Genomic DNA, 13520 nt, shown 5'->3' on the forward strand with positions numbered 1-13520 from the left:
CGCGGCGCCCCCGCACGGGGATCCGTGGGGGAAGCATGGCACCGCAAGGCACTTGTCCCATCTTACGTGGCCGACCCGGTGCCCCTTGGCATCGGGGACAGCGCGCCACCGGCCGGCGGGCACCTCCCGAGGGGTGCCGGCCGGCCGGTGCCGCGTCGGGTGAGCGACCGCCTAATTGTCCGCCATCTGCTTCAGGGCGAGGTCGATGTATTTCTCGGCCTTCTTCACTGCCGTGTCCACGTCCTTGGGCTGGGAGATGCTGACCGTGACGTTGCTCCGTCCGTCGTAGCCGGCAACCGTCAGGGTCGTGACGCTCTGGCCCATGACTTCCACGTCGGTCACGGTGGCAGTCGTGGTTTTCGCCGTGGTGCTGGCCTTGACCTTCTTGACGACGGCGGAGACTTCCAGTCCCTGCATGGTCAAGGTGAATTTGCTGCAGTCGCCCGTGTTTTCCTTGGCTTGCGCCTGCAACTGGTCCAGGACGTCGGCGGTGTCGTAGGACGCCATGGTCACGCTGGTGGTGAGGTCGTTGGATTCGGCGGGCAAGACCACGATAGCCATATTGACGCGCTCCAGTGTTTCGCTCATGCCGGCCATGGCGAAGGAACCGCATTCGGCCGGGCTGACCTTCATCCCCGCAACGATTTCCTCAACCGTCTGAAAACTTGCCCTCAGGTCCGCATCCTTCAGGATCCGGGTGCCACCCGTGCCAGATCTGCTCTCCACTGCCTCCGCGACGGCAAACAGGTCGTTTGCCGTGAGCTGCTTGTCCGACGTGGCGTTTTCTTCCTGCGAGGCGGCCTCGACGCTTCCGCTGGCGCTGGGTGCGGATGGCCCGGTGGATCCGGGATCGGTCGGCGGCGCGGACGAGCTCGATGAGGCATCGACAGCCATGGTCGGGCTTGGCTGGGTGGCTTCATCGGGTGCCGAAGCCCCCGAACACCCGGCGACGGCAAGTGTTGCGGCGATGGGCAGGGCCCACAGAGCTATCTTCTTCATCTTTTCCCCAAGGCGTGTGAGTGGAACGCGGCACGGCCACGTGGATTGCGGCCATGGGCAACACCTTACACATTAAAACCAGTCGTGGGAGGAAATATTCGGCCCTAATTTAACAACCCGCCCGGGCACCGCAAAACCGGCCCGGTGGCGGGGCGGGAACACCGGGGCCGGGCTTGCTGCGGCTATGGAGCGGGGGTCGCCGCGGGCTGTGCAGTCCGCAGGATCCCCAGCATGCCCTCGGCATCCTCGAGCGCCTGGGCGGCGGCGGCTACGGGGGTGTCCTTCACGGCGCGGGTTGCCGTGAGCATCAGGTGCCCGTCGATCACGCGAACCGACACCTGCTTGCTCTTGGCCTTCCCGTTCACGCTTTCCAGCATCGTGGCCGAGGTGTACGGCGCGGAGCTCGTGGCCTCAAGCCGCGACAGCTTCGAAACGATCTTTTGGGCGCCCGCGCTAACGGTGTAGGTGCCGCAGGATTCGTCCAGGTGCTGCTGGGCCGCCACGTCGGCCACCAGGGCCGCACGGTCACGGTAGGAGGCCACCGTGAGGTCCCCGCCGGCGTTCTGCGGCAGGACTGCCGCAGCCATGGCGGCCTGGTCCAGCTGGTCCTTGAGGCTGCCCAGCCCGTAGAGTCCGCACTTGGCCGGAACGACGGTGATGCCCTCGAGCCACTTTTCCGCCGCCGGCAATTGCTTGCTCAGGGTTTCATGGTCGTTGACGACGGTTCCAGGGGTCGCGTTGGCCCATTGCTGCACGGCACTTTTCAGTGCCGCGGCATCCAGGTACTCCAGGGCGGCCGAGGCCGAGGGGCCTTCGGTCGACCCTTCGGAGCCGGGTGCGGTGACCGGCACCTCGACGGAGCTCGGGGATTGGGTGGCCGGTCCCGGGGCCGGGGCATCGGTGCAGCCGGCGAGGGCCAGCAGCAGGCATGCGGCCCCCAGCGCGGTGAGGGTCTTGCGAATGGTTTCGTGGGTCCGTGGCATGTGGGACGTCAGGTCTGGCTTTCCGGTTGGCGACCCGTTCTGGGGTACGCCGTGTCCGTGGTGGGTGGGGTTGCCGGCGACCGCCGGAGGGGTCAGAAGAGGATGGTGGCGAATTCGCCGACCTCTTCGAATCCGACCTTGCGATAGGTGGCAAGGGCCGGGGCGTTGTAGTCATTGACATAGAGGCTGGTGGTCGGGGCCAGGGCCAGGGCGTAGTCGGCGACCGCCGCCATGTAGCCTGCGGCCATCCCGTTCCCGCGGTGCTCGGGGTTCATCCAGACACCCTGGATCTGTGTGGCCCGGGTGGTGACGGTGCCCAGTTCGGCCTTGAACCGGATCTCGCCGCGCGCATCGAGGGAGATCAGCGAATGTCCCGAATGGATCAACGAGCGGACCCGGGAGCGGTAGAACGATCCCCCGTTGAGCAGCGGCGAGTAGCCCAGCTCCTCCTCGAACATCAGGGCGCAGGCGGGCAGCACCAGATCGAACTCCCCCGCGTGGCTGGCCCGGAGGGAAGTGTCGGGCTCGATGGCGGGAGCACCTGAAAGCGTCATCAGGGGCTGGTTGGGGCGCACGCTGAAGGCCTGCTGCGGCCCCTCGGCGAGCACCTTCCACATCCCCATCACCGCATCGGCGGGTCCGAAGCAGGAGGCAAAACTCCGGTTCAGCGACTTCACGACGTGCCCGAATTCCTCGGCATCCTCGGCTGTCACATTGATCGGGACGATATTGGCCCCGATCCAGCAGGCCGAGACCAGCAGGCCGCCGTCGAACCTGCCCACGATGAGCGAGCCGCCCAGGCCGGGCTTGGCGGATCCGGTGACTGCCAGCTGCGCATCCATGAAGATGTTCGCGACCGGGTCACAGGAAACGAGGGCGCGAAGAGCCGCGGTATCCGCATCGCCAAGGACGCGGATATCTGCGGAGAGCGACTCTCCGGCGCCCGGGTTGCGTCTAGCTGACGGTAACCACGGGGCCACCTTGGACAGGATTTTCTCCATCCACGTTCCCCATTTCCTCGGCGATGCGCATCGCCTCTTCAATCAGTGTCTCAACAATCTGGTCTTCGGGCACCGTCTTGATGACTTCGCCCTTCACAAAGATCTGGCCCTTGCCGTTGCCCGAGGCAACGCCGAGGTCTGCTTCGCGGGCCTCGCCCGGACCATTGACGACGCAGCCCATGACGGCGACGCGCAGCGGAATCGTCAGGCCCTCGAGCCCGGCGGTGACCTGGTCGGCGAGCGTGTACACGTCGACCTGGGCGCGGCCGCAGGACGGGCAGGAAACGATTTCGAGCTTGCGCGGGCGCAGGTTCAGCGACTGCAGGATCTGCGCCCCGACCTTGACTTCTTCGACCGGCGGGGCCGAGAGCGAAACGCGGATGGTGTCGCCGATGCCCTTGGAGAGCAGCGCGCCGAAGGCCGTGGCGGACTTGATGGTGCCCTGGAAGGCGGGTCCCGCCTCGGTGACGCCCAGGTGCAGCGGCCAGTCGCCGCGTTCGGCCAACAGCTCGTAGGCGCGGACCATGACGACGGGGTCGTTGTGCTTGACCGAGATCTTGAAGTCGTGGAAGTCGTGTTCCTCGAAGAGCGAGGCTTCCCAGACGGCGGATTCGACCAGGGCCTCCGGGGTGGCCTTGCCGTACTTCTCCAGCAGGCGCGGGTCCAGCGAACCTGCGTTGACGCCGATGCGGATGGAGGTGCCGGCGGCCTTGGCGGCGGCGGCAATCTGCTTGACCTGGTCGTCGAACTTGCGGATGTTGCCCGGGTTCACGCGGACCGCGGCGCACCCTGCATCGATGGCGGCGAAGACGTACTTCGGCTGGAAGTGGATGTCGGCGATCACGGGGATCTGCGACTTCTTCGCGATGATCGGCAGCGCCAACGCGTCGTCGGGCGACGGGCAGGCAACACGCACGATGTCGCAGCCGGTGGCCGTGAGCTCGGCAATCTGCTGCAGCGTGGCGTTGATGTCGGTGGTCGGCGTCGTGGTCATCGACTGGATGCTGACCGGGCTGTCGGAACCGACGCCGACGGAGCCGACCTTGATCTGTCGGGTCTTGCGTCGCGGTGCGAGGACCGGGGGTGGCGTCGATGGCATGCCGAGGCTGACCGGGATCGAGGTCAAGATTTCCTCCGAGGTGTTGAGAATGGAAGTTTTTCCATTATCCCCCCGCGGCCCGGCCCGGGGGGCCGTAATCTCGCAGGGCGAAGCCGGACGCGCGCGCACGGCGGCAAAGTGCCGTGATCACGCGGGAAAGCTAGCTAGGCATGGTGACTGAGCTCACCCGTGACCGGGCTCCATTCGGTGATCCGCAGGGCGGCAATGGAACCGCAGATCGCGAACGGGTCATTCCTCAGGGTTTCGGCCAGTGCGGCCTGGCTGGGTGCGGACATCAGCAACAGGGCACCGGAACCATCCACGTAGGGGCCGGAGGCGACCATCGAGATGTCGCCGGCCAATCCGGACAGGAACTCGCGGTGACCGGGGCGGTGCTCATCTCGGATGGCATCGGAATCGGCGGCGTACACATATTCAACTGCGAAAACACTCATGGGCAACAGCCTAATGGGTGGGAATCGCAAATGAACGCAGGCAATCGCCTCATGACCGTTCCAACGGCCGATGCTTCGGAAGCAAGAAGCGCGACGACTCGGTAATCCGAGCCTACCGAGAATGCCGACGCAATCATGCGGTTTCTGATCGTCCGGAGGCCATGATGGCTTGGGCAGCCGTGAAGTCCTCGGGATACTGGGTTTGGCCCAGTGCGCGCCATCTTCGCTGCAAGACAAAGTGGAGTTCTTCCTGGACGAGCCGGCGGTATTCGTGGGCGAATCCGACCCTGCTATAGAGCGGTGGGCATCGACTGAACTGTTTTTCGATGAAGATGCGGTAGCGCTCCTGCTCGAAACAGTAGTCGCGGCCTTCCTCAAACACGTTGAAGGCGGTTCCTCGGGGCCGTCTCCGGGATATTCGGGTACAGCCCCGAGTCTCAGATCAAGGGCATCGAATGGATCAGGCGACCGGCGCGAAGATCGCCCGTCCCTGGACAGCGGATGAACCCAGGTCGCCCTTGGGCAGCGCGGTGCCGGCCGCGACGGCCCGTGCCCAGTCGTTCGTGCTGGCAACTGTGGCAAAGTTGGAGTGCAGGAGGACCATCAGGGTCTCATGCAGCTGCTGCGCGTCGACCTGGCCCAGCTCGTTCGCCAAGTGGATCGCGCCGCTGGCGTCGGAGAGCACTTCAACCCCGAAACCCAGCGGTTCTGCTGCCGCCGCGGTGGCCAGGTCGCAGTTGTTGGTCATGTAGCCGACCACGGTGATCGCATCAACGTCGTTTTCCCGCAGCCAGGCCTCGAAGTCGGTGCCGGCGAAGACACTGGCATAGCTCTTGACGATGTGCTTCCACGATTCCTTGCGGCGAGAGGAAATCTCCGGGTGCAGCTTCCAGCCTTCGGACCCCTCGGCGAACACCGGCGCGCCGGCCGGGTACTGGTGCTGCACGACGGCAATCGGCATTCCCTGCTTTTCTGCAAGTTCGATGGCGCTAGTGATGTTGGCCAACGATTCGTTGCGGTCCGGGTACTGGATCTCCAGCGGTCCTCCTTCTGCAAAGTAATCGTTCTGTACATCGACGATGACAAGTGCTCGGCGCAATTCAGCCATGGCGGGCTCCATTTCCTTGGTGATCTTGTGTGCTGGTTCCATCTTGGCAACGCCAGCTCTGGTACCGTGAGCGGCATATATGCACTCTTTCGATGGAAATGGGCCAACATGAAGATCGCCATTCACGCCTTCGACGGAATGCCCATGTTCCATTTGGCAGCGCCGCTGCTCGTATTCGGCGAAGTGGGTCGGCTACGCCTCGCCGATGACTGGGAAGCGAGGGTTTTCACCGAAGCTGGCCAGCCGGTGCGCAGTGCCGAAGGGTACGTGATTGGGGAGACTTCCGGTCCTGACATTGTTCGCGATGCCGACCTCGTGGTGTTCCCGTCCTGGCTGTCCCACCTACCGGTACCGTCCGAGGACCTGCTTCGACTGGTACGGGATTCCCACGAACGCGGAGCCGCCATCGCCGGCCTGTGCCTGGGCGCATATCCGGTGGCATGCAGCGGCGTGCTTGACGGCCGTACGGCGGTGACGCACTGGGAGGCCGTCAAGGCCATGGCCGCCAAGTCGCATGCCGTGTCGTTCGACGAGTCCGCGCTCTATATCGACCACGGCGACGTGCTCACCTCTGCCGGGACCGCTTCTGCCCTGGATGCCTGCCTGCACATCGTGCGCAGGCACCTGGGTGCGGCGACCGCGGCAGCCGTGGCGCGCCGCATCGTCATCGCTCCGCACCGCGAAGGAGACCAGGCGCAGTATATTGCCCGGCCGTTGCCTGACCCGGAGTTGGACGGGCCGCTGGGCAGGACGATTCAGTGGGCATTGGCGAACCTGGACCAAGACCTTGAGGTGGAGGCCATGGCGGCCCATGCCACCATGAGCAAACGGAATTTCACCCGCAGATTCAAGGAGGTCACCGGCCTTTCCCCTGCGCGTTGGGTGCTCGGGCGGCGGCTCGACGACGCGCGGCAGCTGTTGGAAACCACGAGTTGGAGCATTGCCCGCATTGCAGAGTCCTGCGGTTTCGGCAGTCCTGTGACATTTCGGCAGAACTTCGTCGCGGCCTACGCCACGACCCCGACCTCATACCGGACCCGCTTCGCCCGAGGCTAGGTGACGGATTCCCGTCGCCGCCTACCCGGTATTCGACCTGGAACCACTCCGGTCATCCGGCGGGAGCATTATCCAGTTTGCGGGCGTAGGCACGATTGGCCCGCTGCCTGGCACCGCAGCGTTCTGAGCACCACTGCCGCCTAGCGTGCGTTCGAACCATGAACCGATCACACGGTGCCGATGCGCAGTGCGCAATGCGGTGTGCATCCGGGCCTGTCAGCAAGGCGGCGGCATCCTCGGCGATTTGGGCCATGGCGTGATCGACGAGCTGGGTCGTGGGATGGCTCGGAACCCGGAGCAGCCCTTCGTCGGGGTCGTATTGCAACAACGCGGCGCTGGGCACTGCCGTGAGGGCACGATTGATGGCGCCCAAAGCCCCGGCACTCGGCGAAACGCCTTCGGCCCGCGACTCCAGCACCCTCCGGAGGTTCTCCCTCAGGTCCGTGAGCTGAAGTTGGCAGTAGGCCAGCAGGCCGGTTCCTTCTGGCGCGAGATCGTGGCTGATGAGCCATGCGGTGGCGTTCCCCGGGGTGTTCAGTTCATCGGCCCGTTGCCCGCCCGGGAGCATGACGATGCTGTTGGCCAACGCCAGGCACAAATGCTCGGCGGTTCCGGGAGCGGGGGGTAAGGCGACCTTTGTCATAGTACTCACGGTATCAGTTGCGCTTTGCCGTGATAAACCCCTACAGTGGAATATAACGGCAAAAACACCACTATCCCGTGACAAGTGAGGTAGTCCATGAATCTTCCACGCCCTTCCGGCACCGCACCCTTCGTCCTGTCGGTGCTCGACAACGCTCTCACCGGAGTCGGCGTTTCAGCCCAGGAATCCTACGATGAAGTCATCTCGCTGGCGCAGCTGGCCGACCGGCGCGGGTACCAGCGATTCTGGATGTCCGAACACCACGCCATGCCAGGCGCATCGATCCCATCGCCGCAACTCATGATGGCGAGGCTCACCGGTGAAACCAAGCGCATCAGGCTCGGCGCCGGCGGGATCATGCTGCCCAACCACGTGCCACTGGTGGTCGCCGAGCAAATCGGCATGCTCGACGCGCTGGCCCCGGGGCGGATCGATCTCGGTCTGGGGCGGGCTCCGGGCACCGACGGAGCAACCGCTTCGGCCCTGCGCCGTCGCCACACGGTGAACGATGACTTTCCCGAGCAAGTCGCAGAACTACTGGGATTCCTGGGAAACAATTTCCCGGACGACCACCCCTACCGGGATGTTCCGGCCGTGCCGGGTCCCTGGCAGGCCGAGCAGAACCGGGTCCCGCAACCGGAGACCAGCGCCGATATCTGGATTCTGGGCTCCTCGGTCTACTCCGCACAGCTGGCCGCACGGCTCGGTCGACCGTACGCCTTCGCGCTGCAGTTTGGCAGCGCCGACGTCCTGACTGCCATGCGGATCTACCGCGAAAACTTCCGCCCTTCGAACTTCCTGGACGAGCCGTACAGCCTGGTTAGCGTGGGGGTTGTCGCTGACGATGACCGGGTCGAGGCGCGGCGTCAGGCGGCGTCAGGGGCCATGGCAATGCTGAGAATGTTCCAGGGCAAGTCCTTCTCCCTGCTTCCTCCCGAGGAAGTGGAGGCCTTTGATGCAAACACTCATGAGCGACAGGTTATTGAGGAATATACCGATCGGACTATTCATGGAACCGCCGCCGAGGTGGCAGGCGGCTTGGAGGAGCTTCAGGCCCAAACCGGTGTCGACGAGGTTATGTTGGTTGTTCAGGGACATTCGCGCCGTGCCCAGGCACGGACCGTGGAACTAATCGCAGACCACTACGGCATGCCCGCAAACTGAACCAATTACCTGGAGGATCTTGAGATGTTTGATGTCGACGTAGTTGTCGTGGGTGCGGGTCTGGCCGGCCTGAGCGCAGCCCGAAAGCTGGTAGCCGCAGGCAAGACCGCTGTTGTGCTTGAGGCCCGTGACCGGGTGGCGGGCCGCAACATGGGAGGATTTCTCAGCAACGGCGTGCCGGTGGAGATGGGCGGCCAATGGGTCGGTCCGACACAGGATGTGGTCCTTGGGCTCATCAAGGAACTGGAGTTGGAGACCTTCCCCAGCTTCGACGAGGGCGAAGCCCTGACAGTGTTCGACGGAAACGTCGTGCGCTACGCGGATAATGCGTTCGGACTTCCGCCCGAGTCGGCCTTGGAGGTTGGCCGCCTCTGGGACGAGCTGGAGGCCCTGGCCACCACGGTGGATCTTGAAGAACCCTGGGAAACCGCGGATGCCCAGGACCTGGACCGGCAGACCCTTGAATCGTGGCTTGTCGCCAACACGGAAGACAGCCTCGCTCGTCGCTTCTTCCGGATTCTCGTCCCGGCACTGTTCTCCGCCGAGTCCCCCGAGCTTTCGCTCCTGCACTTTCTTTTCTACGTCAAATCCGGCACCAGCCTGGATTCACTGATGAACACCACCGGAGGCGCCCAAGAGACGCGCGTCGTTGGCGGAACCCACCAAATCTCCGAGCGGATGTCCGCCGCCCTGGGCGACTCGGTCCGGCTCAATAGCGTGGTCCGGACCATCCGCCAGGACGGGACCGGCGTCGTCGTCGAGTACGAGGGAGGTAGCATCACGGCCGAGCACGTCATCGTCGCCGTACCGCAAACGTTGGCCGGACGTTTGCGCTACGTCCCGCCCCTGCCACCGCTGCGCGACGCACTCACGCAGCAGATGCCGGCCGGGGCCGTCATCAAGGTCCAGGTCGGTTACGACACGCCCTTCTGGCGCGAGGACGGACTCAACGGCTCGGTATTGAGTTTCGACGATGCGTTCAACGTCGTCTTGGACAACAGCCCAAAGGACGCTTCCTGCGGAGTGTTGGTCGGCTTCCTTGAGGGCTCCCACGCCCGCACCGCCAGCTTGATGAGCACGGAGGAACGCCGCGGGCTCGTCATCGAGGCCCTGGTGAAGTACTTCGGGCCGAAGGCGGCAGAGCCGTTCGACATCGTGGAGCAGGACTGGACGGCCGAGGAATTCACCCGGGGCTGCTACGGCGGCCGCCTTGGCGCCGGCGCATGGACGCAGTATGGAAAAGCCCTCGCAGCTCCCGTTGGCCGCATCCACTGGGCCGGCGCGGAGACCTCCCCAATTTGGAATGGCTATATGGACGGTGCCATCCGATCCGGCCGCCGGGCATCCGACGAAATCCTCCACGACGGCTTCTGACCATCGCTACCGCCTCGTATTCCACCTGGACGCATCGAGGTGGCTGTCACCGCTGACTCGGGAAGACGGCGGACAGTTCCGCACCGAAGCCATGAATGACGCCGAATACTTGGCTACTTGAAGTGGATCGCTGCAACGGGAACTGGTACGAACGAACGACCCCGGGTATTGTTCGGGCCACGGCCGAAGACCGAGGCCCGCGGTCACACGAAGTCGATATACACAATGGTTCTTTTATGAGAACCATTGTGTACGAACTCGAGTGCGACGAAGGAAGTCGCCGCGCGGCTGGTGTCAGCACTGTCGCCGTGCTCAATATGCTTCGGACAGGCCGACCGTGGACCGGCTCCGCCCGTAGGCTCAGCGATGCAAAACGAGACAACGGCTGCGCGCTTTGGATTGTCCGGCGGCTGTGGGTCTGCCGAGGGCTATGTAATGGTCGGCGATGGCGAGAAGTTTGCCACCGCGCTCGGCATGGTCAAGGACCCAACAGGAAACGTGGTGATCCGTGATGCCCCCCTGACCGAACCATTCAGCTCAGGCCGGACCCCCTTGGCCGCTGTGGCCGTCGACCTGATGAATTCCCTGTCCACCAGGGAACGCTCTGCAGGCATCCGTTTCCTCGAGGAGTTGCTCCATGGCTGGGCCAACAAGCTTCGATCACGATGACGACCGCGCAATCTGGGATGCTCCCATGCCTACCGGCGGCTGGGGCTCGACCAACGCAAACGGCCCCTGCGCGCATCCCGTGGTGGGATGAGGGCAAGGGCCGCGCCGAGTCCGTGGGCATCAGCCGAAGATGGAAACCGGCTTGACGATGTCGGCGTAGATCAGCACCGCGCCCATGATCATCATGCCCACGGCGACCACATAGGTCAGCGGCAGCATCTTGGCGATGTCCACCGGCCCGGGATCCGGGCGGCGGAAGAGCTTGGCGAAGAGGCGGCGCACGGACTCGAAGAGCGCGCCAATGATGTGCCCGCCATCCAGCGGCAGCAGCGGGATCAGGTTGAAGACGAACAGGGCGATGTTCAGCCCGCCGATCAGCGAGATCAGGCTGGCGGCCTTGTCGGCGACCCCGATCTGTTCCATGGCGCTGATTTCCCCGGCAATGCGTCCCACGCCCACCACGGAGATCGGCCCGTTGGGGTCCCGCGGCGTGTCGGAGAACGCTGCCTTGCCCACCGCGGCAACGCGTGCGGGCAGGTCGAGCACCACGGCCGAGACCCCGGCGATCTGCTGGCCCACGGCCGGCAGGACAGCGGATACCGGCTGCTGGATGTTGCGCACATCCGAGCCCATGCCAATGAATCCGACCTCCACGGTTTGCGGGGCGCCCGAGGCGTCGGTGACAACCTGGCCCTCGTCGTTGATCACCGGGCGTTCGGTCTTGTAGGGGGTGATGGTGGTGGAATGCTCCACGCCGTCGCGCTCGTAGACCAGCGGGACCGATTCGCCGGCGTGGCCGCGGATCGCCTGGGTCAGGCCCACCCAGTCGGTGGTGCCCACTTCGGCGCCGTCAAAGGAGGTGATGACATCCCCCGGGCGCAGGCCCGCCGCGTAGGCCGGGCCGGGTGCGTCGGAGGGCAGGCAGCCGTTGTTCACCGAGGAGTCGCGCGAGGATTCCTCGCCGAGCGGCACCACGCACTGGTAGACCTCGTCGACGGTGCTGGTCTGCGCGGGCATCCCGAAGCCGACGGTGACGATGCCGATCATGACCACGCCGATAAGCAGGTTCATCACCGGCCCGCCGAGCATGATGATGACGCGCTTGTAGACCGGGAGCTTGTAGAACAGGCGGTTCTCGTCCCCTGGCTGCAGCTGCTCCGCCGCCGCGTGCCTGGCCTCGTCGGCCATCTGCTGGAACATGCCGGTGGAGGACTTGCGCAGGATCGGGGCGTCGGTGGCGCCGACGAGCCCCTTGTTCCTGGCCGGCGGGTACATCCCGATCATGGAGATGTAGCCGCCCAGGGGGATGGCCTTGAACCCGTATTCGGTGTCCCCGCGCTTGAAGGACCACAGCGTCTTGCCGAAGCCGATCATGTATTGGGGCACGCGCACGCCGAAGCGCTTGGCCGGGATCAGGTGCCCGACCTCGTGCAGGCCGATGGAGGCGCCGACGGCGACGACCATGATCAGGACGCCGAGGATGAAAAGGAGGATGCTCACAATGTTTCCAAACGCTTGGCGGCTTCGGTTCGTGCCCAGGTCTCGGCGGCAAGGACGGCAGCCAGGTCAAGGGTGCCGGGCTCGGGGTCGTAGCCCTGCAGGATCGCTTCGACGGTTTCGACGATGTCGGTGAAGCGGATGGCCCCGGCGTGGAACGCCTCGACGGCTTCCTCGTTCACGGCGTTGTACACGGCCATGTGCGTGGGCGAGGCGGCGGCGGCGGCCTTGGCCAGCTCGATTGCAGGGAACGCCGTCGCGTCCAGCGGCTCGAAGGTCCAGGAGGACGCGGTGGACCAGTCGCACGGAGCGGTGGCGCCGGGTACCCGGGCCGGCCATCCGATGCCCAGCGCGATGGGCAGGGCCATGTCCGGCGGGGAGGCCTGGGCGATAGTGGATCCGTCGATGAATTCGACCATGGAGTGCACGATGGATTGGGGGTGCACCACCGCCTCGATGCGATCCAGCGGCACGTCGAAGAGCAGGTGCGCCTCGATGACTTCGAGGGCCTTGTTGACCATGGTGGCCGAGTTGGTGGTCACGACCTTGCCCATGTCCCAGGTCGGGTGGGCCAGTGCCTGGGCGGGGGTGACGTCGCGCAGCTGCTCGCGCCCGAGTCCGCGGAAAGGTCCGCCGGAGGCGGTGACGATGAGCTTGTGTACTTCCTCCGGGGTGCCGGCGCGCAGCGCCTGGGCGAGGGCCGAATGCTCGGAGTCCACGGGGACCAGCTGGCCGGGGGCCGCCGCGTTCTTGACCAGCTGTCCCCCGACGATCAGCGACTCCTTGTTGGCCAGGGCCAGCAGGTGGCCTGCGTTCAGTGCCGCGAGCGTGGGGGCCAGTCCGATGGAGCCGGTGATCCCGTTGAGCACCACGTCGGCGTCCGGGAAGGAGGCAATCTGCGTTGCCGCGTCGGGCCCGGCGAAGAGTTGCGGGTCGTAGTCGTGCGCCCCGGCCGCGTCCTTGGCGGCTGCAAGGGCGGCGGCCAGCGCGTCGATATCCGGGTGGGCGCAGCCCACTGCAGCTGCCCCTGACGCCACTGCTTGGGAGGCCAGCAGGCCCAGGTTGTGGCCGCCCGAAAGCGCGGCAACGGCAAAGCGGTCGGGCGCCGCGGCGATGACCTCAAGGCCCTGGGTGCCGATGGACCCGGTGGAGCCGATCAGCGTGACGCGGCGGATGGTGCCGGGAAGCGGAGCGGTGAAAGCCGTGGCCGGGCGGGGGGCGGAAAACTGCGCATTGTTCACCTGACCCATTATGTCCGCTGTTGCTGTGCCAACCCAATGAGCCGGTCCGGCGGCCGCAGTGCGGGTCGACGGCTTAAGCAGCTGTGGCCCTCGTTTCCCCTGGAACGGAAGGGGAAACGAGGGCCCCAACGAATTGCACCTTGATAGGCTAACTGCGCGGTCGACCGCCACGAAGGGTGGCGTGGTGCTCTTAGGGCTTAGCGTGTACGTCTTCGCCCGTCGTGCCGCCAT

General features: G+C 65.3%; 13 protein-coding genes and 1 pseudogene. 4 read left to right on the forward strand and 10 right to left on the reverse strand.

Annotated elements, in window-relative coordinates; all coding sequences use genetic code 11:
• Positions 1–171: 171 nt before the first annotated feature.
• From ACLQ7E_RS13190 to ACLQ7E_RS13220, 7 genes and pseudogenes are all read right to left on the reverse strand, one after another.
• The gene (locus ACLQ7E_RS13190) at positions 172–999 is read right to left on the reverse strand and encodes a hypothetical protein (RefSeq protein ID WP_411733032.1); all 828 of its coding nucleotides are present in this window, start codon (positions 997–999) and stop codon (positions 172–174) included.
• Positions 1000–1181: 182 nt separating this feature from the next.
• A complete protein-coding gene (locus ACLQ7E_RS13195) occupies positions 1182–1982 on the reverse strand; it encodes a hypothetical protein (RefSeq protein ID WP_411733033.1) in 801 nt (266 codons plus the stop codon).
• Between the two features lie 92 nt (positions 1983–2074).
• Positions 2075–2983: a GNAT family N-acetyltransferase gene (locus ACLQ7E_RS13200; protein WP_411733034.1), complete on the reverse strand. Its 909-nt coding sequence runs from the start codon at positions 2981–2983 to the stop codon at positions 2075–2077.
• Positions 2937–4082, reverse strand: coding sequence for a flavodoxin-dependent (E)-4-hydroxy-3-methylbut-2-enyl-diphosphate synthase (ispG, locus tag ACLQ7E_RS13205; protein ID WP_411733044.1), 1146 nt, complete (start codon positions 4080–4082; stop codon positions 2937–2939). The genes ACLQ7E_RS13200 and ispG overlap by 47 nt, the downstream gene beginning before the upstream one ends.
• Positions 4083–4246: 164 nt before the next feature.
• Positions 4247–4537, reverse strand: coding sequence for a YciI family protein (locus ACLQ7E_RS13210; protein WP_411733035.1), 291 nt, complete (start codon positions 4535–4537; stop codon positions 4247–4249).
• Positions 4538–4694: 157 nt separating this feature from the next.
• Positions 4695–4865: pseudogene (locus tag ACLQ7E_RS13215) on the reverse strand (ATP-binding protein); the annotation flags it as partial.
• Between the two features lie 132 nt (positions 4866–4997).
• Complete coding sequence (locus tag ACLQ7E_RS13220) at positions 4998–5687, reverse strand: isochorismatase family protein (protein ID WP_411733036.1); 690 nt, start codon at positions 5685–5687, stop codon at positions 4998–5000.
• A gap of 66 nt (positions 5688–5753) precedes the next feature.
• Between ACLQ7E_RS13220 and ACLQ7E_RS13225 the strand changes: the two genes are divergently transcribed.
• A complete protein-coding gene (locus ACLQ7E_RS13225; RefSeq protein ID WP_411733037.1) occupies positions 5754–6701 on the forward strand; it encodes a GlxA family transcriptional regulator in 948 nt (315 codons plus the stop codon).
• A gap of 52 nt (positions 6702–6753) precedes the next feature.
• Here the strand turns inward: ACLQ7E_RS13225 and ACLQ7E_RS13230 are convergent, their stop codons facing one another.
• A complete protein-coding gene (locus ACLQ7E_RS13230; protein WP_411733045.1) occupies positions 6754–7344 on the reverse strand; it encodes a CGNR zinc finger domain-containing protein in 591 nt (196 codons plus the stop codon).
• A gap of 96 nt (positions 7345–7440) precedes the next feature.
• Here ACLQ7E_RS13230 and ACLQ7E_RS13235 point away from each other — a divergent pair, with 96 nt between their 5' ends.
• The 3 genes from ACLQ7E_RS13235 (at position 7441) to ACLQ7E_RS13245 (ending at position 10551) form a co-directional block, all read left to right on the forward strand.
• Positions 7441–8508 carry an LLM class flavin-dependent oxidoreductase gene (locus ACLQ7E_RS13235; RefSeq protein WP_411733038.1) on the forward strand — a complete coding sequence of 356 codons (1068 nt, stop codon included), beginning with the start codon at positions 7441–7443 and terminating at the stop codon, positions 8506–8508.
• A gap of 24 nt (positions 8509–8532) precedes the next feature.
• The gene (locus ACLQ7E_RS13240) at positions 8533–9882 is read left to right on the forward strand and encodes a flavin monoamine oxidase family protein (RefSeq protein ID WP_411733039.1); all 1350 of its coding nucleotides are present in this window, start codon (positions 8533–8535) and stop codon (positions 9880–9882) included.
• Between the two features lie 366 nt (positions 9883–10248).
• Entirely contained in the window at positions 10249–10551 is a 303-nt protein-coding gene (locus tag ACLQ7E_RS13245; RefSeq protein ID WP_411733040.1) for a hypothetical protein, read from the forward strand.
• A 120-nt stretch (positions 10552–10671) separates the two neighbouring features.
• On the opposite strand, the gene ACLQ7E_RS13250 is transcribed toward ACLQ7E_RS13245, so the two are convergent.
• Both ACLQ7E_RS13250 and dxr read right to left on the reverse strand, forming a co-directional pair.
• Positions 10672–12054: a M50 family metallopeptidase gene (locus ACLQ7E_RS13250; RefSeq protein WP_411733046.1), complete on the reverse strand. Its 1383-nt coding sequence runs from the start codon at positions 12052–12054 to the stop codon at positions 10672–10674.
• A complete protein-coding gene (gene dxr, locus ACLQ7E_RS13255) occupies positions 12048–13298 on the reverse strand; it encodes a 1-deoxy-D-xylulose-5-phosphate reductoisomerase (RefSeq protein ID WP_411733041.1) in 1251 nt (416 codons plus the stop codon). The genes ACLQ7E_RS13250 and dxr overlap by 7 nt, the downstream gene beginning before the upstream one ends.
• Positions 13299–13520 lie beyond the last annotated feature (222 nt).

It is taken from the genome of Paeniglutamicibacter sp. (genome assembly GCF_046714615.1).
Classification (GTDB): Bacteria; Actinomycetota; Actinomycetes; order Actinomycetales; family Micrococcaceae; genus Paeniglutamicibacter.